Annotated in this window: 19 protein-coding genes; 8 read left to right on the top strand and 11 right to left on the bottom strand. The window is 64.1% G+C overall.

The features are described from left to right. Positions 1–48 precede the first annotated feature (48 nt). From AU185_RS21730 to AU185_RS21705, 6 genes are all read right to left on the bottom strand, one after another. On the bottom strand, positions 49–273 hold the full coding sequence (locus tag AU185_RS21730; protein ID WP_059098234.1) for an MbtH family protein: 225 nt from the start codon (positions 271–273) through the stop codon (positions 49–51). Positions 274–936: 663 nt separating this feature from the next. Beyond that, on the bottom strand, positions 937–1,275 hold the full coding sequence (locus tag AU185_RS21725) for a hemophore-related protein (RefSeq protein WP_172800172.1): 339 nt from the start codon (positions 1,273–1,275) through the stop codon (positions 937–939). Positions 1,276–1,413: 138 nt separating this feature from the next. Further along, positions 1,414–4,296, bottom strand: coding sequence for an MMPL/RND family transporter (locus AU185_RS21720; protein ID WP_059098235.1), 2,883 nt, complete (start codon positions 4,294–4,296; stop codon positions 1,414–1,416). Positions 4,297–4,383: 87 nt separating this feature from the next. Next, the gene (locus AU185_RS21715) at positions 4,384–7,263 is read right to left on the bottom strand and encodes an MMPL/RND family transporter (protein ID WP_059098236.1); all 2,880 of its coding nucleotides are present in this window, start codon (positions 7,261–7,263) and stop codon (positions 4,384–4,386) included. Further along, positions 7,260–7,688, bottom strand: coding sequence for an MmpS family transport accessory protein (locus AU185_RS21710; protein ID WP_059098237.1), 429 nt, complete (start codon positions 7,686–7,688; stop codon positions 7,260–7,262). Before AU185_RS21710 ends, AU185_RS21715 begins: the two co-directional genes overlap by 4 nt. Before the next feature lie 464 nt (positions 7,689–8,152). After that, positions 8,153–8,950: an alpha/beta fold hydrolase gene (locus AU185_RS21705; protein ID WP_059098456.1), complete on the bottom strand. Its 798-nt coding sequence runs from the start codon at positions 8,948–8,950 to the stop codon at positions 8,153–8,155. Between the two features lie 120 nt (positions 8,951–9,070). Here AU185_RS21705 and AU185_RS21700 point away from each other — a divergent pair, with 120 nt between their 5' ends. The 6 genes from AU185_RS21700 (at position 9,071) to AU185_RS21675 (ending at position 14,653) form a co-directional block, all read left to right on the top strand. Next, on the top strand, positions 9,071–10,390 hold the full coding sequence (locus tag AU185_RS21700) for a sensor histidine kinase (RefSeq protein WP_059098238.1): 1,320 nt from the start codon (positions 9,071–9,073) through the stop codon (positions 10,388–10,390). Continuing rightward, the gene (locus AU185_RS21695; protein WP_059098239.1) at positions 10,378–11,022 is read left to right on the top strand and encodes a response regulator transcription factor; all 645 of its coding nucleotides are present in this window, start codon (positions 10,378–10,380) and stop codon (positions 11,020–11,022) included. The genes AU185_RS21700 and AU185_RS21695 overlap by 13 nt, the downstream gene beginning before the upstream one ends. Positions 11,023–11,044: 22 nt before the next feature. Beyond that, positions 11,045–11,512: a DUF6197 family protein gene (locus tag AU185_RS21690; RefSeq protein ID WP_059098240.1), complete on the top strand. Its 468-nt coding sequence runs from the start codon at positions 11,045–11,047 to the stop codon at positions 11,510–11,512. Between the two features lie 88 nt (positions 11,513–11,600). Continuing rightward, a complete protein-coding gene (locus AU185_RS21685; RefSeq protein ID WP_082684018.1) occupies positions 11,601–12,416 on the top strand; it encodes a hypothetical protein in 816 nt (271 codons plus the stop codon). 117 nt (positions 12,417–12,533) lie between these two features. Further along, positions 12,534–13,244, top strand: a complete 711-nt coding sequence (gene prrA / locus AU185_RS21680; RefSeq protein WP_172799383.1) for a two-component system response regulator PrrA — start codon at positions 12,534–12,536, stop codon at positions 13,242–13,244. 65 nt (positions 13,245–13,309) lie between these two features. Beyond that, on the top strand, positions 13,310–14,653 hold the full coding sequence (locus AU185_RS21675; RefSeq protein ID WP_059098242.1) for a sensor histidine kinase: 1,344 nt from the start codon (positions 13,310–13,312) through the stop codon (positions 14,651–14,653). A gap of 56 nt (positions 14,654–14,709) precedes the next feature. Here AU185_RS21675 and AU185_RS21670 read toward each other — a convergent pair whose 3' ends face one another. Beyond that, positions 14,710–15,093 carry an FKBP-type peptidyl-prolyl cis-trans isomerase gene (locus AU185_RS21670; protein WP_172800421.1) on the bottom strand — a complete coding sequence of 128 codons (384 nt, stop codon included), beginning with the start codon at positions 15,091–15,093 and terminating at the stop codon, positions 14,710–14,712. 22 nt (positions 15,094–15,115) lie between these two features. On the opposite strand from AU185_RS21670, the gene AU185_RS21665 reads away from it, so the two are divergent. Together AU185_RS21665 and AU185_RS21660 are read left to right on the top strand one after the other, a co-directional pair. Then, the gene (locus tag AU185_RS21665; protein ID WP_059098243.1) at positions 15,116–15,376 is read left to right on the top strand and encodes a DUF2630 family protein; all 261 of its coding nucleotides are present in this window, start codon (positions 15,116–15,118) and stop codon (positions 15,374–15,376) included. After that, entirely contained in the window at positions 15,373–16,923 is a 1,551-nt protein-coding gene (locus tag AU185_RS21660) for a phytoene desaturase family protein (RefSeq protein WP_059098459.1), read from the top strand. Before AU185_RS21665 ends, AU185_RS21660 begins: the two co-directional genes overlap by 4 nt. Here the strand turns inward: AU185_RS21660 and AU185_RS21655 are convergent. The 4 genes from AU185_RS21655 to pdxH form a co-directional block, all read right to left on the bottom strand. Then, positions 16,916–18,328: an MFS transporter gene (locus AU185_RS21655; protein ID WP_059098460.1), complete on the bottom strand. Its 1,413-nt coding sequence runs from the start codon at positions 18,326–18,328 to the stop codon at positions 16,916–16,918. The genes AU185_RS21660 and AU185_RS21655 overlap by 8 nt on opposite strands. Before the next feature lie 106 nt (positions 18,329–18,434). Then, positions 18,435–19,742 carry a citrate synthase gene (locus AU185_RS21650; protein WP_082684017.1) on the bottom strand — a complete coding sequence of 436 codons (1,308 nt, stop codon included), beginning with the start codon at positions 19,740–19,742 and terminating at the stop codon, positions 18,435–18,437. A 96-nt stretch (positions 19,743–19,838) separates the two neighbouring features. Then, positions 19,839–20,498 carry a TetR/AcrR family transcriptional regulator gene (locus AU185_RS21645; protein WP_156425623.1) on the bottom strand — a complete coding sequence of 220 codons (660 nt, stop codon included), beginning with the start codon at positions 20,496–20,498 and terminating at the stop codon, positions 19,839–19,841. A gap of 113 nt (positions 20,499–20,611) precedes the next feature. Next, positions 20,612–21,241, bottom strand: a complete 630-nt coding sequence (gene pdxH, locus AU185_RS21640) for a pyridoxamine 5'-phosphate oxidase (RefSeq protein ID WP_059098244.1) — start codon at positions 21,239–21,241, stop codon at positions 20,612–20,614. Between the last annotated feature and the right edge of the window lie 105 nt (positions 21,242–21,346).

The following is a 21,346-nucleotide window of genomic DNA, read 5'->3' as shown; positions in this document are numbered from 1 at the left end:
CGGACCCCCATAGCCGCGGGTTTCTAACCATCACCCCCCGAGCTTTTATTACTCCCCGCGATCTTTCGCCAACCTGTCGCGCAGACTCTTCGGCCGTATATCAGGCCAGTTCTGTTCGATATAGTCCAGACAGGCAGCGCGGTCCGCTTCGCCATAAACCACCCGCCAGCCGGCCGGAACATCGGCAAAGGTCGGCCAAAGGCTGTGTTGCTCCTCATCGTTGATCAAAACGAAAAAGGTGCCATTGTCGTCATCGAACGGATTGATGCTCACCGTACTCCTCACCGTCTTGTCGACATCGTCTCGTCGACGGAAGTTCACCTCCCCAACGATAGATCAGGCCAACAGTGGCGGGCGGGCTTTCGGAAAGTTCCTAGCGAACTACCGAAATCGATAACGCCGGGCTCAGCAATCAGTCCGCGAACCCTGGATCAGGCGCCGGCAGCTCGGACGCCATGACCAGCAGAGATAGATTTTTTCCTGTGCAGTAGCGCCGCAGGGGAGGCACGCAGCTCGTCAGAACGACGAATCCGTCATGGCCGTCGACGCTGCGAGCGAACTCGACGTCGCCGCCGGATCATCGCCCAGCAAAGCCCGCCAAGCCTCTATGAGCTGCCCGCGCCTGCAGCGCCAAGAGATCACCGAACGGCTGCCCCGGAGACGTCCGCATGCTTTGTGTGCGCGCTACGAACCGTTGCAAACCGCCGGCACCTCACTCGAGAACACCAGAAGCGAGTCTAGCCATTCGACATTGCTATGAAACGGTCTCCGAAATACGAACACGAAGGGCACCGATTCCCGGGAAAATATTGTTCCGAGCGGAAATTTCTAGGCCGAATTCAACCCAGGGCGAGACGGTAAGACACTTCGTCCGGCGCCGAGCCACTGCACTCAACCTTTCAAGCACGAAAGCGCGAGAATGTCCTGCTCGCCCGCTCAGTAGTTGCTGCAGGTGTTCGCGACCTGTTGTATGAGCCCAAAATATTGCTCATTGCCTGGCGTGCCGGCGACCATCTGGGCCATCTGCTCGCGCTGATCCCGCGGTGCAGCTAGGAACTGCTGCACACCGGACACCGACATCGGATTGGCTTTGAATTGCGCGGCAGCGGCTGGATCTGCCGCCTCCAGTGCCGAAATCACCTGCGGGTAACTGCACGTTGTGTTGATGATCGGGCCTAGATCAGGAGTTGCAGACGCGACCCCTGCCCCAGCGATCAACGTCAGTGCCAAACCACCAGCTGCGGCGGCCAGTCTTGTCAACGACTTTTCGAGCAATTGCGACTCCCTCCCATTGAAAACTCAAGTATCCGACTCTAACCGTAAAGCTCGAACGTTGCCCGCGCTTTTGAGACCGCGCTGACCCCTCGATGAGGAACGAAATAGGCCGGAAGTCTTACGCCGTTACAGGCGAATCTAGGATGAGCGGTCGTCCGGGAGCAGATAGGACCGTACCAACGGACGGGGTCCTGACGAACGAAGCATCGAGCTGGCGGGGCGGGGACGCACTCGTTGCGGCCACCAGAACCAGCGGCCCAGCAGCGCAGCGATCGAAGGCGTCAAGAATGCGCGCACCACCAGGGTGTCGAACAACAACCCCAGCCCGATAGTCGAACCAACCTGGCCGATGATGCGCAGGTCGCTGACGACCATCGACAACATGGTGAACGCGAATACCAGGCCCGCGGCCGTAACAACCTTGCCGGTGCCGCCCATCGCCCGGATGATGCCGGTATTCAGCCCAGCGCCTATTTCCTCCCTCATTCGAGATACGAGCAGAAGGTTGTAGTCCGACCCCACGCCCAAAAGAATGATCACCGACATCGCAAGCACGAGCCAGTGCAAATGAATTCCCAGAATATGTTGCCAGATGAGGACTGAGAGACCGAACGCCGCACCCAAAGACAACGCCACCGTGCCGACAATGACCAGGGCAGCGATAAGGCTCCGCGTAATGATCAGCATGATGATGAAGACCAGACAGAGCGCCGCGACCCCCGCGATCAAAAGGTCATAGGTCGAGCCGTCGCGCATGTCTTTGTACGTCGCGGTGGTCCCAACGACATGTATTTTTGCGTTCTCCAAGGGGCTCACTTTGAGCGCTTCTTCGGCCGCAGTCCTTATCTTGTCTACCCGCGCCAAGGACTCGGGCGACCCCGGATCGTCCCGATGCGAGATGATCAAGCGCATCGCCTTGCCATCCGGCGAAAAGAACAGGTTCAGGGCGCGCTTGAAATCCTCGTTCTCGAAGACTTCGGGCGGTAGGAAGAAAGTGTCGTCGTTGTGGGCGGCGTCGAACACCCTGCCTATTGCGGTGGCGTTCTCCGATCCCTCCTCCATTTGCTCGAACATTCCTGACATGGTGCTGTGCATTGTCAGCATCGAATGCCGCATTTTGTCTATGGTCGCGATCATCTGCGGGAAATTTTCGATCATCTGCGGCATGAGCGCATCTAGCTTGTCAATGCCCTCCACCAGGATGTCCAACTGGGAGCTGATCTTATCGATACCGTCCAGCGTCTCGAATACGGATCTCATCGACGAGCAGATAGGAATGTTGTAGCAGTGCGGCTCCCAATAGAAATAGTTGCGGATGGGTCTAAAGAAATCATCGAAATCGGCAATGCTGTCTCGCACATCGTAAACGCTGTCTTCCAATTCGTGCATTTTGCCGGTCATGCGATGAGTTGTGTCGGCGAGCTGGAGCATCAAGTCGTACATGCGGTTCATCTGCGCTGACATATCTGCCATTGCGTCGGCCTGCTTGAGCATGACATCCATGCTCCCTTGCATGAAGGGCAACATTTGCACCATGCCGGCGGACTGCAGGCTGATCATGAAAGGGATCGAAGTGTGTTCAAGGGGGGTCCCCTCGGGCCGTGTTATGCCCTGCACCCTGGAGATCCCAGGAACCGCAAAGACTTTCTTGGCCAGCTTGTGCAAGGTCAGAAAATCCGTTGGATTGCGCATGTCGTGATCGGCCTCGATCCAGACGATGTCCGGCATCACTCGCGACTGGGGAAAATGCCGCTCTGCCGCCGCGAACCCCACATTGGCTGGAATGTCCTGCGGCATGTACAGCCGATCGTTGTAGCTGGTTTCGTATGCAGGAAGGGCTAACAACCCGATGAGCGCGAACACGCTGGCCGCAGCGAGAATGGGCGCGGGCCATCGGACGATCGCGGTCCCTAGTCGCCGCCATCGACGAACCGCAATCTTTCGCTTGGGATCGAACAATCCGAGTCGGCTCCCCGCGGCGATGCTCGCCGGGATGAGCGTGACGGCGACCGCAACAACAATGATCATGCCCAGCGCGCCCGGGATTCCGATGGTCTGGAAGTAGGGAAGCCTGGTAAAGCTGAGGCAGAAGATCGCAGCCGCGATGGTCGTGCCGGACGCCAAGACCACCTTGGCAACGCTGCGAAAGGTGGTATAGAACGCTGTCGCCGGGTCTTCGCCGGCCTGACGCGCCTCGTGATAGCGCCCGAAAAAGAAGATCGCGTAATCGGTTCCGGCCGCTATTCCGAGCGACACCAGCAAGTTGACAGCAAAAATCGAGAGTTCGAAGACCTGGTGATCGCCGAGGAACGCTACGAGCCCTCGAGCTACCTGTACCTGGACACCCACCATGATCGCGACGCCGATCACGGTGACGATCGAGCGGTAGACGAACAGCAGCATGATCAAGATCACCGCGACGGTGACGATCGTGATCGTGAGGATGGATTCGTCACCGCTGACGTTCATGTCCGTCACCAGCGGTGCCGGACCCGTGACGTAAGCCTTTACCCCCGGCGGCGGAGGAAGTCGCTCAACGATGTCTCGGACCGCCTCGACGGACCGATTCGCTTTCGCCTCGCCTTGGTCACCGACCAGATTCACCTGGACATACACGGCTTTGCCGTCGGCGCTTTCGGCGCCGGGAGCCGTCAGCGGATCCCCCCAGAAATCCTGCACGTGATGGACATGATCGGTGTCGGCTCTGAGCTGACGAACCAACTCGTCGTAGTACGTGTGCGCGTTGTGGCCGAGCGGCTGCTCACCCTCCAAGACGATCATCGCGAAGCTGTCGGACTCCGATTCTTTGAAGACCTCGCCCATGCGCTTCATCGCCTGCAACGACGGCGCGTCCTCCGGCACCTGCGAGACCGACTGCTCCCTGCCGACCTGTTCCAGCGACGGAAGCGCGAAGAAAGTGACAGCGGCGATCGCCACCCAGCCGACGATGATGAACACCGAAAGCCCACGAACCGCCCGCGCGATGAAAGGCGGGCGCTTATCGAGTCGGTGGTCGCTCATGCCGCCTTCAACAGGCAAGCATCGAATCGACCGATGCGGCAACGGACGCTGACACAGTTGCTCTGCACGACAAGGTCACTCACGAATTCAGCGTTCTGGGTTGAGCAGAAGGGAACGGACCAGCGGACGGGGTCCTGTCGACCGAAGCATCGAGCTGGCGGGGCGGGGGCGCACTAGTTGCGGCCACCAGAACCAGCGGCCCAGCAGCGCAGCGATCGAAGGCGTCATGAACGCGCGCACGACCAACGTGTCGAACAACAAACCCAAGCCGATCGTCGTGCCCAGTTGACCAACGGTGCGCAAGTCGCTGACCACCATCGACAACATGGTGAAGCTGAATACCAGGCCCGCGGCCGTCACGACCCGGCCCGTACCGGCCATCGCCCGGATGATGCCCGTGTTGATCCCGGCGCTTACTTCTTCCTTCATCCGGGACACCAGAAGCAGGTTGTAGTCAGAGCCCACGGCTAGGAGGCAGATGACGGCCATGACGAGCACAGCCCAGTGGATTTGGATGCCAAGAATGTGTTGCCAGACGAGCACCGAGAGCCCGAACGCCGCGCCCAACGAAAGCGCCACCGTGCCCACAATGACCATGGCGGCAATCAAGCTTCGCGTCATGATCAACATGATGATGAAAATGAGGCAGAGCGCTGAGATCGCCGCGATCAACAGGTCGTATGTGGAACCGTCGACAATGTCTTTGACCATCGCCGCACTGCCCGTGAGATATACGTTGGCATTCTCCAGTGGAGTTCCTTTGAGCGCCTCCTCGGCCGCGGTATATATGGGATCGACGAGCGCGATGCTCTCGGGCGACGCAGGTTCGCTGCGCTGGGAAATGAGGAGACGTGCCGCCTTGCCGTCGGGCGATATGAACACATCCAACACCCGCTTGAAGTCTTCGTTCTCGAAGATCTCCTCGGGGATGTAGAAAGAGTCATCATTCAGGGAAGCATCGAACGCCTTACCCATTGCAGTGGCATTGGTGCTTGCTTCGTCCATCTGGGCCAGCATCCCGGACATCGTGCTGTGCATCGTCAGCATCATCGTCCGCGTGTTTTCCATCGTCTGGATCATGGGCGGAAACTGGGCGATCATCTGCGGCATCAGCGCATCGAGAGTGTCGAGATCACCCATTAGTTCGTCCATCTGTGCGCTAATACTGTCCACACCATCGAGCGTGTCGAATATGGATCGCAGCGACCAACATATAGGGATATTGAAGCAGTGCGGTTCCCAGTAGAAGTAATTGCGAATTGGCCGAAAGAAATCGTCGAAATTCGATACGTGGTCCCGCAACTCGTTCGTGGTTTCCTCGAGCTCGTGCGTTTTCTCGACCATGCTGTGAGTCGTCGCCGCGAGCTCCTGCATCAAGCCGTACATGCGTTTCATGAGCGCTATCGTCTCGGCCATATCCTCGGCCTGCACGAGCATGTCCTCCATACGTGCTCGCTGGAATGGCAGCATTTGCATTTGACTGGCTTGGCTCATGCTGATCATGTATGGAATCGAGGTGTGCTTGAGCGGGGTTCCAGCGGGCCGGGTCGGGCCCTGCACCGAGGCGACGCCCGGGACGGAGAGGACGCCTTTGGCCAATTTGTTCAGGACCAGAAAATCGGTTGGATTACGCAAATCGTGGTCGGCCTCGATAAAAAGGATATCTGGTGCGGCCATTTGCGAGGCGGGGAAATGTCGCTGCGCGGCCTGCAATCCCTGAGCCGCGGGAATATCTTTGGGGATCGACTCCTGATCGTTGTAGCTGGGTTGATAGCCCGGCAGCGCCAACAGACCGATCATCGCGACCGCAAGCGAGGCGGCGAGGATTGGCGCCGGCCACCGGACGATCGCCGTGCCCACCCGTCGCCATCGAGGGACCTTGATCTTGCGCTTGGGCTCGAACCACTTGAAGCGGCCGCCTAGGGCGATAATGGCCGGAACCAGCGTGAGCGCCACCACGACTGCAGTGACCACACCTATCGCGGTAGGCAGGCCAAGGACCTTGAACGAGGGCAGGCGGGTGAAACTCAGACACAGAAGTGCGCCGGCAATGGTCAAACCGGAACCCAACACCACCTTGGCAGTGCCTCGGAACGTGGAGTAGAAGGCGGTTTCGCGATCCTCACCTGCCTCGAGCGCCTCGTGATAGCGACCGAAGAAGAAGATCCCGTAATCCGTTCCGGCCGCAATCAGCAGAGCCACCAGAAGGTTGACGACGAACGTCGAAAGTCCAAAGGCGCCGTTGTCACCGAGGAATGCGACGAACCCTCTGGCCACCTGCAGCTGGATGCCGACCGTCAGCATCACGACCAATACGGTCGCAATCGAGCGGAAGAAGAGGAGGAGCATGACCACGATCACGGCCAGGCTGACCAACGTGATCAGCATGACCGTCTCGTTGCCGGTCTCACCCATCTGCGCAACGAACGGCGCCGGCCCGGTGAGATAAGCCTGGATACCCGGCGGCGGCGGCATCCGCTCGAGGATCTGCCGAACGGCCTCCACGGATTCGTTCGCCGAAGCTTGGCCGACATTGCCGTTGAGGGTCACTTGGACATAGGCAGCCTTGCCATCGGCGCTTTCCGCGGCGGCGGCCGTGAGCGGGTCCCCCCAGAAATTCCGAATGTATTTCACATGCTTGGTGTCGGCTTCCAATCGACGAATCAGTTCGTCGTAGTACGCGTGCGCTTCGTCACCAAGCGGCTGCTCGCCCTCCAAGACGATCATCGCCAGCGCATCGGAAGTGGATTCACCGAAAAGCTCACCCATGCGCTCCTGCGCCTGAATCGACGGCGCATCGACGGGAGTTTCGGATACGGCCCGCTCTCTTTCGACCTGTTCCAGTTGGGGAACCGCGGTATTGAGGACGAACGCGACGGCCAACCACCCAAGGATGATCGGCAATGCCAGTCGGCGGATCCACCGCGCGATGAACGGCGGCTTGTGGCGCACTTCGTGGTTGCTCATGCTGCCTTCAGCATGCAAGAGGTGAACGCGTTGACTCCCTGGCGGATCTTCTCCGCTTTCACTTCGCCGTCGACGATGATGCGGCAGCCGATGCTGTTACTGTTGCCGGCCTGCGCGATGATGTTTCCGATGCCCGCCGCTTCGGTGATCTCGAATTTGGACGACCACGGCAGGCTGACGCCCTCGACGAACCGCGGTTCGGCATCCACGTCGAAATAGCTGATGTCTGCCACCGTCCCCGGCGGACCGAACACCTCGTAGGTCAGATACTTCGGATCGTAGGTCTGTTGATCGGCAACCTGCGTGTCGGTGTCGGAATAGGAGGGACGTTTATCGTTGCCGAACATGCCGTGCAGACGCGACACAGTGAAACCGCCAGCAATCACCACGGCAAAAATGAGCAGCGGAATCCAGACCCGCCTCAGAATCCTGAAAATCGCGAATTCCCTCCGTCCGTTTCCACGCCCGTCGACATGTCAGCCGCTCGAACATGCAACTACACATCGGCCGTGACACGCCAGACGGCGACGCCTCGGATGCGGTAAGCATCCGAGGCCAGCCGCGCGGGGGTCACCGCAAACGTGCAGCGCCTCGGGGAGCAAAACCCGATCTTGACGAGTAAAGCATGCCGTCGGCCTCCACAATTTTCCCGTTCCCAACGCGATACGGGATCGTAATGCACCCCACTGCGTTGAGGCACGGTATCTAAGTCAAGCTCTTACCGACAACTCAGGTCCCACACTTGGCCCCGGGCGGCTGAGGGAGTTTACCGTCGGTGGTTTCCATATGGAAGACACGGATCATCAAGGTCTGGTGACGATTCAACTGCGCTCGCCGGCTATCGAATTGAACCGATCGGTGTTCGTGATCGGTTGCAAGGATTGACTATTCAGCTCCCACCATCAGCAGCGCCGCCGGCGAAGAACTCGAGGATCGCCGAGTTCACTACCTGTGGTCGCTCGAGGAAGCCCAGGTGACCGGTGTCGGCGATTTCGCGGTACCGCCCGTTCGGGAGGGCAGCCGCCACCTCGGCGCCGAGGTGTGGCGGCATCACGAGGTCATCCGCGAACCCGATAACCAGCACCGGGGTGGCAATCACCTGGTAGACGCGCAGTCGATTGCTTTCCGGCGCGACCCCGTACTGGGCGCGGGTCCCGGGAGTCGACTTTGTCGGCCACATCGTGAAGGTGTCGATCCAGTCCTGAACGGTCCGGTCATCGTTCAAGGTCTTCGGTGAAAAGTTCTCGAGTAAGCGCAGTTTCGCTTCGTACGTGGGTGGCAGTTCGACGTCGGCATCGACGAAATCCCGTTCGGCTGTGGCGAAGAAGTCACGCGCACGGTCGTGGCGTCCCCGGGTGGCCATCAGCGCCGCCTGGCTCACCAACTGGGGCCGGGACAGCATCAGTTCCTGCGCGATGTATGACCCCATCGAGGTGGCCACGATTCGAACGGGCGCAGCATCGAGCTTCTCGATCAACTCGGCCGTGTCAGCCACCATCGTGGCCGTGGTGAAACCGTCGGCATCCGCCGTGGCGCCGACCCCTCTGTTGTCGAACGTGATGACGCGGTAACCGGCGGCACGGAACGCCGGCACCTGGTGGACATGCCAGGTGCGTCCGACACCGCCCTGGCCGGCGATGAACAGCACCGGATCTCCGTCTCCACGGTCGTCGTAGGCCAGGCTCACCACGGTAGGACGGTACTACGGTTGCGCTGGTACAACGGGTGCGTATGGGGGGGATAACCCCCACAAATCAGTCCGGTAAACGGCATGTTGTCCCGCTGGGCCGTTCCGTACGTTGAGATTATGGTTGCCGCCACGGGTCACGAGGTCAAGCCGGACACGGCTGACCCGACGAGGGCTGCGATGGTTCGGTACATCGGCTTGGTTCCCAGCGCTTCGATGATCGTCGGCGCGATCGCCGCCACCGTCTGGCTCTGGCTTTATCTCATCATCGTGATCCTTGGGATCTGGCTGGTCCCATCAGTGATCGGGTTCGGGCTTGCCCTGCTCTTGTTCGTGTATCTGACGCGCGGCGCAGAGTGGCTCGAGCGTCGGCGTAGCGAAGCCGTGTTCGGTATGAACATCCCGGTACCGCCCCGAAAGATGTCTCACTACAGCGGATTTCATGGGTGGTTCAACCAGCTCGGGTTGGACATCACCAGCGCCCGGTTCTGGAAGGGCTGCGCGCACCACTTCCTTCGGATGGTCTACGACCTCGTCGCCGCCGGTTTCGCACTGTTTCTGCTGGCGTTCGCGTTTCTTGCGCCGGCAGCCGCGATCGCCGTGAGCCGCAGCGACGGCGACGCCGGCCTGTCGTTCATCCCGTCTTACATTCCGCCCGCTCTGGCCTGGCCGCTGGCCATCGTCGCATTGCTTGCGGCCGTCGCAATCGTGGTGTTCGCGCCGATCATCGACGCCAAGATCGACCTTTGGCTGCTCTCCCCCTCGCCGGCCGCGATGTTTCAACAGGAACTGAACGCCCTGGACGACGCCCGGCTGGGCGCGATGTCATCCGCACACGCCGAGCGCCACCGCATCGAACGCGACCTGCACGACAGCGTGCAGTCTCGCCTCGTCTCGCTGGCAATGTCCATCGGCCTCGCCCAAACCAAATTCGACGCGGACCCGGCTGCCGCGAAGGCGCTGATCGCCGAGGCCCATCAGGACGCGAAGACCGCTTTGGTCGAACTACGGAACGTGGTGCGCGGCATCGCGCCGACGATCCTGTCCGACCGCGGCCTGGACGCCGCGCTCTCATCGGTGGTCCAGCGCGCCCAGAACACCGGGGTCTCGACGACACTGAACATCGACCTTCCCCGGCGTATCCCTGCGGAGACCGAATCGGTCGCGTACTTCGTGGTGGCCGAGGCACTCACCAATGTCGCCAAACACGCACGCGCGTCGCGTGCCGTCGTGACGGTGCGACTCGACCAAGCCCAAAACACGCTGCACGTCTCGGTATTCGACGACGGCCGCGGCGGCGCGCAGATCAGCGACAGCGCGACCGCCACCGGCCTGCGCGGTCTGGCCGACCGGGTGCGCGCCGCCCGCGGGACGTTCACGGTGACCAGCCCGGCAAGCGGACCCACAACTGTCACGGCGGTGCTGCCATGCGCATCGTGATCGCCGAAGACTCGGCCCTGTTGCGCGCGGGGGTTGAACGCCTCCTCGTCGACGCCGGCCACGAGGTCGTCGCGGGCGTGGCCGACGCCTCGAACCTGCTGGCCCTGGTCGACGAAACCAAACCCGACCTCGTGATCGTCGACGTGCGCATGCCACCGACGTTCACCGACGAGGGGATCCGCGCTGCCGCCCTGCTACGGAGCGAGAACCCCGAGTCGCCGGTACTGGTTTTGTCGCACTACGTCGAAGAGCGCTACGCCTCCGACCTGATCACGGCCGACACCCGCGGCTTCGGCTACCTGCTCAAGGACCGCGTGGCCGACGTGCCGGCGTTCCTGGACGCGGTCGCCGTCGTCGGTGGCGGTGGGACTGTGCTCGACCCTGAGGTCGTCTCCCAGATCCTCGCGCGTTCGAATCGTCGCAGCGCGCTGGATCAGCTCACCCCCCGCGAACGCGACGTACTCCAGTTGATGGCCGAAGGAAGGACCAACTCGGCGATCGCCGCGACGCTGCACATGTCGACCGGTTCGGCCGAAAAGCATGTCGCCTCCATCTTCACCAAATTGGGGTTGGCGCCCGATGACACCGAAAACCGCCGTGTCCTCGCCGTTTTGCGCTACCTCGAGTCGTAATCGAGAGAAGGGACTACAAGTCATGAGGACTAAGACGAAGACCGACCGAGAGGTGCTCGAGGATGCGTTGACGCTCATCGAGGGTGACGACGGATGGATCCAGGGCACCTACTGCCGCGACGCCGACGGCGTTGAGGTGCGCCCCGTCGCCGGCTCCCCAGGCGAATGGGTCCGGGTCCGCACCCAGCACGTCGGTGGGGGCGGCTACGTGGTGCACACCGAATCCGGGGCCACGCCATGCAGCTTCTGCCTGGGCGGGGCGCTGCGCGCGGCGGCCGGCTACTGGAGCGATGCGCAGCCCTACGTGGCACTCGACCAGGTCGAGCGGCTGGAGTGGCTGCTGCTGCGGCTGGCCAATTCCGTCGCCGCGCCGGCGTGGCCGAGCCTGCAGGCGTACAACGACGACGCATACACCACCAAGGCCGACGCGGTGCTGTTGCTCAAGCGCGCTGCGGCGCACCTTGATGCGCAGGATGATAGGGAGCCGTGATCCTCACCGACATGGCTGCCAGGTGCCGCCCCAGATCCCGGCAGAGGAGCTGCCAGATCCCCCAACTGCAGCTCCTCTGCCGCCCTTAGTGTCCGGCGGCCGACGCACCGCGGTGCGCGCCGCGCTCGTCGCCATCGCGGGATTGGTTTCGCTCGCCACGCTGGCCGGGCTCGGCGTTTTCGCGTTCGGGCTGGCCGGCAGCCGCATCGTCACCAACACGCAGGTGCTGCCGGCTGATATGCAGCGGCTGAGTATCGACACTGGCGACGTTCCGGTGGCCGTTCGGATCACCACCGATGGCAGCGCCGACGAGCCCCGCGTCGACCTGCGAATGGTGACCAGGGCAGACGGTGAGCAGCCGACCGTCGTCACCGACAACGGCAGCAGCCGCGTGACTCTCGGCGCCGCCGCTTCCGGGTTCCCGTGGTACATCGGCACCGGAGAACTCACGGTCGTCCTACCGCCCGATGTCGCAAGGGGTTTGAGCGTGACAGTCGACCGCCGGGCCGGCTCGCTCACCACCGACGCCGACCTCGATGAGCTGGTCGCGAATATCGACGACGGCGCCGTGACGCTCGGCGGCTCGGCCCGCGTGATCGACGTTGCGGTGCGCCGCGGTGACATCAGCACCGACACCAGGATCGCGGTGTCCGAATCGTTTAGGGCGACAGCCGAAACCGGCAGCATCTCGGTGGAATTCCGTGCGGCGCCGCGCACTACCGAAGCGATCGCTGGTGGCGATGTGACGGTGGGCCTGCCCGGCTCTGAGCCATACCGGGTGCGCGCCCAGTCCGAACTGCCGAACGGCGAGACGGTGACCGTACCGGAGACCCCCGACCCGAGCGCCCCCGTCGTGACAGCTCACTCGAAAAGCGGCAGCGTGAAGGTCACCGAAATCCGCTGAGGCGGGCCCGTGCAGCAAACGTTCGAGTGGCACCTGGCAAACCATTCGGCGGTCCTCGGCGCGGTGCGCCGCCCCGTCCGCCCACCCTCCCGGCGATACGCCCTTCCTTCAGGCAAGATTGACGGCATGAACAGTGGTGCAGCCTCGCCCCGGGTTCTCGTGGTCGACGACGACCCCGACGTCCTGGCCTCCCTCGAACGTGGGCTGCGGCTGTCCGGGTTCGACGTGGCCACCGCCGTGGACGGCGCCGAAGCCCTGCGTAGCGCGACCGAAACCCGGCCCGACGCGATCGTCCTGGACATCAACATGCCCGTGCTCGACGGCGTCAGCGTGGTCACCGCCCTGCGCGCGATGGACAACGACGTGCCCGTCTGCGTGCTGTCGGCGCGCAGTTCGGTCGATGACCGGGTCGCCGGTCTGGAAGCCGGCGCCGACGACTACCTGGTCAAACCGTTCGTGCTTCAGGAGTTGGTGGCGCGGGTGAAGGCGTTGCTGCGCCGCCGCGGGTCCACCGCGACGTTCTCGTCGGAGACCATCCAGGTCGGCCCGCTCGAGGTCGACATCCCGGGCCGCCGCGCGCGGGTCAACGGCGTCGACGTCGACCTGACCAAGCGCGAGTTCGACCTGCTCGCGGTGCTGGCCGAGCACAAGACCGCCGTGCTGTCGCGCGCGCAGCTGCTCGAGCTCGTCTGGGGCTACGACTTCGCCGCGGACACCAACGTCGTCGATGTCTTCATCGGCTACCTGCGCCGCAAGCTCGAAGCCGGCGGCGCACCCCGCCTGCTGCACACGGTGCGCGGAGTGGGATTCGTGCTGAGGACTCAGTGATGTGGGGGCACCGCCCGCCCGCAGGGCAGGGGGACGCTTGCGCGAAGAACCGACAGCAGTGAGCCATGAACCTGCTGTCGCGGATTTTCCGCCGAACTCCCTCACTGCGCACCCGCGTCGCGCTGGCCACCGCGATCGGCGCGGCGATCGTCGTCGTCATCGTCGGGACGGTCGTCTGGGTCGGCATCACCAACGACCGCAAAGAGCGCCTCGACCGTCGACTCGATGAGGCCGCGGGCTTCGCGATCCCGTTCCTGCCGCGTGGCCTGGACGAGATCCCGAAATCGCCGAACAACCAGGACGCCGTCATCACCGTGCACCGCGGCGGCGAGGTGACGTCCAACTCCAACGTCGTGCTGCCCCAGATGGAACCCGGTTACGCCGACACCTATGTCGACGGCGTGCGCTACCGGGTGCGCACAGTCGACATCCCCTACTACCCGGGGCCGATGTCGGTGGCCGTCGGCGCCACCTACGACGCCACGATCGCCGACACCAACAACCTGCACCGGCGGGTGATCGTCATCTGCGTTTTCGCCGTCGGTGCGGCGTCGGTCTTCGGTTGGGTGCTGGCCGCGTTCGCGGTGCGCCCACTCAAGAGCCTCGCTCAGCAGACCCGCCAGATCGACGCCGGCGACGAGGACCCGGACGTCGAGGTGCGCGGTGCCACCGAGGCCGTCGAGATCGCCGAAGCGGTCAAGGGCCTGGTCGAACGGGTCTGGAAGGAACAGGACCGGACCAAGGCGGCGCTGGCTTCGGCGCGCGACTTCGCCTCGGTGTCCGCCCACGAACTGCGCACGCCGCTGACCGCGATGCGGACCAACCTCGAGGTGCTGGCCACCCTCGATATGCCTGAGGAGCAGCGCAAGGAGGTGGTCAACGACGTCATCCGGACACAGTCGCGCATCGAGGCCACGCTCAGCGCGCTGGAACGCCTGGCCCAGGGTGAGTTGTCGACCGCCGACGACCACGTGCCCGTCGACATCACCGAGCTGCTGGACCGCGCCGCGCACGACGCGATGCGAGTCTATCCGGATCTGGATGTGTCGTTGGTGCCCGCGCCGACGGTCATCATCGTGGGTTTGCCCGCGGGCCTGCGGTTGGCGGTCGACAACGCGATCGCCAACGCCGTGAAGCACGGCGGTGCGACGCGGGTGCAACTGTCGGCGGTCAGTTCACGCGCCGGTGTGGAGATCGCGATCGACGACGACGGCGTCGGCATTCCCGAGGAGGAGCGCTCGATCGTGTTCGAGCGGTTCTCCCGCGGGTCGACGGCGTCGCACTCCGGCTCCGGACTCGGCCTCGCGCTCGTCGCGCAGCAAGCCGAGTTGCACGGCGGCACCGCCACTCTGGAGGAGAGCCCGCTGGGCGGCGCACGCCTGCTGCTGCGGCTGCCGGGCGTGCGCTGATATTGCCGAGCAGACGTAAAGTGCCCCAGAACGGCGCCTTGCTCGCGCAGGAAAAGCTAACGCGTGGCGAGCAGGTCGATCACGAAGATCAGCGTCTTGCCCGACAGCCGGTGCCCGCCGCCCGCCGGACCGTAGGCCTGCTCCGGCGGGATGACCAACTGGCGGCGGCCCCCGACCTTCATCCCGGGGATGCCGTCCTGCCAGCCCTGGATGAGCCCGCGCAGCGGGAACTCGATCGACTCGCCGCGGTTCCACGAGCTGTCGAACTCCTCGCCGGTGTCGTACTCGACCCCGACGTAATGCACCTCGACATTGCCACCGGGCACCGCCTCGGCGCCGTCGCCGACGACCAGATCGGTGATCACCAACTCGCTGGGTGGCGGGCCGGCGGGGAATTCGATTTCGGGCTTCTGCCCGGAACTTGAAGTCACCGCACTCACGGTAGTCGGGCAGACTGAGTTGATGGCCAAAGACTTCAACACCGACGCCGACATTCTCGGTCAGGTCAACAAGCTCGTCGCCGAGGAGCAGGAGCTGCGCGCCAAGCTTCAGAATCGCGAGATCGAGGAGTCAGAAGAGCATCAGCGGCTGAAGACCGTCGAGGTGCAACTCGACCAGTGCTGGGATCTGCTGCGCCAGCGCCGGGCCCTGCGGGAAACCGGCGGCGATCCGCGCGAAGCGGAGGTGCGTCCGCCGGACGAGGTCGAGGGCTACCTCAGCTGAACCCCAGCTACGACGTCATCGTCGTCGGAGGCGGCCACAACGGCCTCGTGGCGGCCGCCTATCTGGCCAGGGCCGGTCGTCGCGTGCGGGTGCTCGAACGACTCGACCATGTCGGCGGTGCGGCGGTTTCCGCGCATGTGTTCGACGGCGTCGACGCGCGACTGTCGCGCTACTCCTATCTGGTCAGCCTGCTGCCGCGGCGGATCATCGACGATCTCGGCGCGCGCGTGCGCCTGCAGCGCCGCCGCTACTCCTCGTATACGCCCGACCCGTCGACCGGCGGTCGCACCGGCCTGCTGATCGGTCCGACGTCGACGTTCGCGGCGATCGGCGCCGGCTCCGATGAGGCCGCGTTCGCCGATTTCTACCGCCGCTGCGGTGGCGTCGCCGCGCGGTTGTGGCCGACTCTGTTGCAGCCGTTGCGCGGTCGCAGCGAGGCTCGCGGTCTCGTCGACGATGCCTCCGCGTGGCGGCTGATGGTCGAGGAGCCGATCGGGCACGCGATCACCGCGGCCGTCGGCGACGACGTGGTGCGCGGGGTGATCGCCACCGACGCGTTGATCGGCACGTTCGCCCGCCTCGACGACCCGTCGCTGATTCAGAACGTGTGCTTCCTGTACCACCTGCTCGGCGGCGGCACCGGCGACTGGGACGTGCCGATCGGCGGGATGGGGGCGGTCAGCGGTGCGCTGGCGGCGGCCGCCGCCGGTTATGGCGCCGAATTGACCTGTGGTGCCGACGTTTACGCGATCGATCCGGACGGCGCGGTGCGATTCCGCCACGACGGCGCCGACCGCACCGCGCACGCCGATGTGGTGCTGGCCAACGTGACGCCGACCGTGCTGGCCGAATTGCTGGGCGAGCCGGCGCCGGAGTCGACGCCCGGCGCGCAAGTCAAGGTGAACCTGTTGCTGCGGCGGTTGCCGCGACTACGCGACGACACCGTCACGGTCGAGCGGGCGTTCGGGGGGACGTTTCACGTCAACGAGTCCTACAGCCAACTGGACCGGGCGTATGTGCAGGCCGACCACGGCGTCGTTCCCGATCCGCTGCCGTGCGAGATCTACTGTCATTCATTGACCGATCCGTCGATCCTGTCCGATGAACTGCGTGCGGCCGGTGCGCAGACGCTGACGGTGTTCGGCTTGCACACCCCGCACCGGCTGGCTTCCTCCGGCGACCCCGACCGGATGCGCGACACGTTGACCTCGGCGGTGCTCAACTCACTGAATTCCGTTCTCGCCGAACCGATTCACGATGTGTTGATGGAGGATTCGGCGGGTCGGCTGTGCATCGAGACGAAGACGACCGTCGACCTCGAGCATTCGCTGGGCATGACCGGCGGACATATCTTTCATGGCGCGTTGTCGTGGCCGTTCGTCGAGGACGACGAACCGCTGGAAACGTCGGCGCAGCGTTGGGGCGTGGCGACGGCGCACGATCGGATCCTGTTGTGCGGCTCGGGGTCTCGCCGCGGAGGCGCGGTGTCGGGGATCGGCGGGCACAACGCGGCGATGGCGGTGTTGGAAAGCCAAGCGCTCAAGTGATATCGGGGGTTACCAGCGGAGCGAGTCGATCGGCCGAGCGCAACGCCTTCGCCGATGTCGAGTAGAAGCCGAGCACGATGATCACCACGCCGAGCGCGGCGCAGATCAGCCACAGCGGTCGGGAGGCCACCGCGAAGTCCGGGCCCGTCGCCGCCAGTGCGCCACCGGCGACCGAACCGCACAGCGCCACACCGATACTCACGCCGACCTGCCTGCTGGTCGAGGCGATCGCCGACGCGGCGCCCGCTCGGTCGGTCGGCATGCCGCTGACCGCCGCGTTGGTCACCGGCGCGTTGACCATCGAGAAGCCGATACCGAAGACAGCGAAGACGACGAGCAGCTGCCACACCGGTGTCGTCGCCGACAGCTCCGCCAGCATCAACGTCGCCGCCGTGATCAGCGCGCCCGCGATCAACAGCGACGGCCGCGCGCCGAAGCGGCCCACCATCCGTCCCGACAACGGCGAGAACACCAGTGCGCCAATGGCTATCGGTAGATAGATCAGCCCGGTGTGCATGGCCGAGAAGCCGCGCTCGTCCTGCAGGTACAGCGACATCATGAACAGGAAGGCGCCCCACGAGGCGAACGCGCACACCGCGATCATCGTCGCCGACGCGAACGGGATGCTGCGGAAGAACCTCAGGTCGATGAACGGGTCGCGCCGACGCGCCTCGTAGGCGAGGAAGGCGGCCAACGCCACCGCTGCGGTCACCCCGACAGCGACGGTTCGCGGGTCGGCCCAGCCCATGACCGGGCCTTCGATGAGCATGAAGACGACGCCGAACAGGAACGCCATGCCGAGCCCCTGCCCGACCGGGTCGACGTCGCGCATGGTCGCCGACTTGGACTCCGGCACGAAGATCGCCGTCAGCAGGATCGCCAGCGCGCAGATCGGCAGGTTGATCCAGAACACCGCACGCCAGTTGATCACTTCGATGAGCGCGCCGCCGACGATCGGCCCGGCGGCCATCGAGATGCCGACGACGCCGCCCCACACGCCGATGGCCCGCGCACGTTCCACCCGGCCGGTGAAGACCTGGGTGATGATCGACATCGCGACCGGGTTCAGCATCGACCCGCCGATCGCCTGTAAGAGTCGCGCGGCGATCAGGGTTTCGATGTTCGGCGCCAGGCTGCACAGCAGCGACGCGACCGCGAACACCACGAGCCCGAGTTGAAAGGTGCCCCGTCGGCCGAACCGGTCGGCGGCGGCTCCGGACAGTAGGAGCAACGACGCCAACACCAGCGTGTATATGTCGATCACCCACTGCAGCTGGGAGCCCGTCGCGTTCAGGTCGGCGCGGATGTTCGGGATCGCGACATTGACGATCGTCGCGTCCATCGACACGATCAGCAGGCTCAGGCAGCAGGACACCAGCACGATGGCCTTGCGCCGAGCGCTCATGACGCCGTTCACTGCGCGCTCATACGGCGCGAGCGACCACTCTTGCACACGCGAACTCGGCGTGTCGCTGTACAAACACGGTCACTCGCGGAAAAGAGCAGATTGCCTAGCGGCTGTTGACGTCCTTGTAGTCGCGTTCGGTGTAGCCGGTGTAGATCTGGCGCGGACGGCCGATCTTGCCGCTGCCCTCGTCGTGCATCTCACGCCAGTGCGCGATCCACCCGGGCAGCCGGCCGAGCGCGAACAGCACGGTGAACATCCGCGTCGGAAAGCCCATCGCCCGGTAGATCACGCCGGTGTAGAAGTCGACGTTCGGGTAGAGCTTGCGCTCGATGAAGAAGTCGTCGGTGAGCGCGGCTTCCTCGAGCGTCCGGGCGATGTCCAGCATCTCGTCGTCGCCGCCGAGCTTGCCGAGGATCTTGTCGGCCTGCTCCTTGACGATGCGGGCGCGTGGGTCGTAGTTCTTGTAGACCCGGTGCCCGAAGCCCATCAGCTTCACGCCGTCCTCGCGGTTCTTGACCTTCTTGATGAACTCGTGGACGTCGAAGTCGGCCTGCCGGATCTTCTCCAGCATCTCCAGCACCGCTTGGTTGGCCCCGCCGTGCAGCGGACCCCACAGCGCGTTGATGCCGCCGGAGATCGAGGTGAACAGGTTGGCCTGCGAGGAACCGACCAACCGCACCGTCGACGTCGAGCAGTTCTGCTCGTGGTCGGCGTGCAGGATGAACAACATGTCCAGCGCGCGGACGATCTCCGGATCGACCTCGTAGGGTTCGGCCGGGAATCCGAACGTCATCCGCAGGAAGTTCTCGACCAGCGTCAGCGAGTTGTCCGGGTACAGGAACGGCTGGCCCGCCGACTTCTTGTAGGCGTACGCCGCGATGGTCGGCAACTTGGCCAGCAGCCGGATCGTCGACAGCTCGACCTGGTTGTCGTCGAACGGGTCGAGCGAGTCCTCGTAGTACGTCGACAGCGCGTTGACCGCGCTGGACAGCACCGGCATCGGGTGCGCGTTGGCCGGGAAACCGTCGAAGAACCGCTTCAGGTCCTCGTGCAGCAGCGTGTGCCGCTGGATCCGGGTGGTGAACTCCGCCAGCTGCTCCTTGGAGGGCAGCTCGCCGTAGATCAGCAGGTAGCTGACCTCGATGAAGTTCGACTTCTCCGCGAGCTGCTCGATGGGATAGCCGCGGTAGCGCAGGATGCCGGCGTCGCCGTCGATGTAGGTGATCGCGCTCTTGGTCGAAGCGGTGTTGACGAAGCCCTCGTCGAACGTGGTGTAGCCGGTCTTGGACAGCAGCGAACCCAGCGCGATGCCATCGGCGCCTTCGGAGGCGGAAACGATGTCAAGGTCAAGCGTGCCACCGGGGTACGAGAGGGTGGCTTGCCCTTCCCCACTCTTCGCGTTATCGGCCACGAGGATCCCTTCGTCGCTGCTGGGCGTAATCGAACATTGCTCTACAAAAGGTAGTCCCATTCCGGCGGGCGTGCCCCGCCGGGGGCGCTCAGTTGCTCAGCCGACCTGCCGGAGGGTTCCCGTCAGGTCGGCGAACTCCGCGAAGACCGCCTCCAGGTGCTCGATCAGGTCATCTATGGACACCTTCGACGGATCCCCGCTGACCTGCACCGCATCGTTGAGCGCCGTCACAATCACCGCACCCCATGTCACGGATGCCAATCGGACCCGCCGGTCGTCCAGCGCGACCCCCATCCGCTTGGCCAACGCGGCTTCGATCGCGTTGCCGCGGAACTCGACGGTGACCTGGCGCAACGCCGGCGACGACAAGACGATTCGCGTGATGCACAAGATCCGCTCAGCCGTCAGCTCGCCGGGCCCGGCCTGCTTGGAAGCCTTGGCCATCGTGATGTAGGCGCGCAGGATCGCCTCGAAGTGGTTCAGCTCGGCAGGTTGGCGAGCCAGTTCGACGGCGGTCTGGTCGATGATCTCGTCGACCAGCGCCAGCGCGATGGCGTCCTTGGTGGGGAAGTACCGGCTGAAGGTGCGCGGCGAGACATCGGCGATCGCGGCGATCTGCTCGACAGTCGTGTTGTCGAAACCCTGTCCATTACAGAGCTCCACGGCCGCGTCGATGAGAGTGGCCCGGGTGCGCTGCTTCTTGCGCTCGCGCAGGCCGACAGCCTGCACCCCCGTACCGTCAGACACGAAGGGCATCCTAACGTCCGAACATATGAGAGAGCTAAGAATTTGACCCACTGTAAAGCTGGCCGACGTCACGGTTCTCTCGGTGAGGCGCGCGGTAGCGAAGGAGTTCGGGGCTACCGGCGCTACGGCTGTAACCGTTCGATGCGGTCGCCTTGGACGCGAATCCTGTTGTGTATCCGATCCTCTCGGCCCTGCCAGAACTCCACGACTTCGGCGGCGATCAGGTAGCCGCCCCAGTTCGGCGGCACCGGAACCGCGTCGTGTGCGGCGAATCGCTTTGTCACGTCGGCGAGCTGCTCCAGCAGCGCCGCACGCGAGGCGATCGGCTTCGATTGGTACGACGCCCACGCACCGAGTTGGGACCCCCGCGGCCGCTTGGACCAGTAGTCGGCGGTCTCCTCCGCGGACACCTTGGTCACCGGCCCGCGGACGTGGACCTGGCGACCCAGCGGGTACCAGGGAAAGGTGGCCGACGCGTACGGCGTCGCAGCCAGTTGTGCGCCCTTGTCGGAGTCGTAGTTGGTATAGAACGTGATGCCCGCCTCGGCCACGCTCTTGCACAACACCGAGCGCGTTACGGGCCTGCCCTGCGGGTCGACGGTGCCGATCACCATGGCGTTCGGTTCGGCGACGCCCGCGCGTTCGGCTTCGGCTAACCACTTGAGCAACAACGCAGCCCAGCCGTCAGCCAGCCAGTCGGCGTCCAGGTCGGGACTACCGTCTTTCTCCGCTGAGCCGTATTCCACCCGCATCCTCGCCAAGTGCTCTCGATCTTCCGGGCCTACCGCCGCCACGCGACAACGCTACGCGGCGCTGTCCGATCAACCGGTAGTTACCACCCGAAACGCGAGTGCGAG

It is taken from the genome of Mycobacterium sp. GA-0227b (assembly GCF_001499855.1).
Lineage (GTDB): Bacteria > Actinomycetota > Actinomycetes > Mycobacteriales > Mycobacteriaceae > Mycobacterium.
This window is presented reverse-complemented; position numbering and strand designations above follow the sequence as displayed.

Excerpts from the sequence above, each read along its gene's own strand:
- AU185_RS21720 (WP_059098235.1), bottom strand. The coding sequence starts at position 4,296 with ATGAGCGACCACCGACTCGATAAGCGCCCGCCTTTCATCGCGCGGGCG.
- AU185_RS21715 (WP_059098236.1), bottom strand. The coding sequence starts at position 7,263 with ATGAGCAACCACGAAGTGCGCCACAAGCCGCCGTTCATCGCGCGGTGG.
- AU185_RS21700 (WP_059098238.1), top strand. The coding sequence starts at position 9,071 with ATGGTTGCCGCCACGGGTCACGAGGTCAAGCCGGACACGGCTGACCCG.
- AU185_RS21695 (WP_059098239.1), top strand. The coding sequence starts at position 10,378 with ATGCGCATCGTGATCGCCGAAGACTCGGCCCTGTTGCGCGCGGGGGTT.
- AU185_RS21690 (WP_059098240.1), top strand. The coding sequence starts at position 11,045 with ATGAGGACTAAGACGAAGACCGACCGAGAGGTGCTCGAGGATGCGTTG.
- AU185_RS21675 (WP_059098242.1), top strand. The coding sequence starts at position 13,310 with ATGAACCTGCTGTCGCGGATTTTCCGCCGAACTCCCTCACTGCGCACC.
- AU185_RS21665 (WP_059098243.1), top strand. The coding sequence starts at position 15,116 with ATGGCCAAAGACTTCAACACCGACGCCGACATTCTCGGTCAGGTCAAC.
- AU185_RS21655 (WP_059098460.1), bottom strand. The coding sequence starts at position 18,328 with ATGAGCGCTCGGCGCAAGGCCATCGTGCTGGTGTCCTGCTGCCTGAGC.
- AU185_RS21645 (WP_156425623.1), bottom strand. The coding sequence starts at position 20,498 with ATGCCCTTCGTGTCTGACGGTACGGGGGTGCAGGCTGTCGGCCTGCGC.
- pdxH (WP_059098244.1), bottom strand. The coding sequence starts at position 21,241 with ATGCGGGTGGAATACGGCTCAGCGGAGAAAGACGGTAGTCCCGACCTG.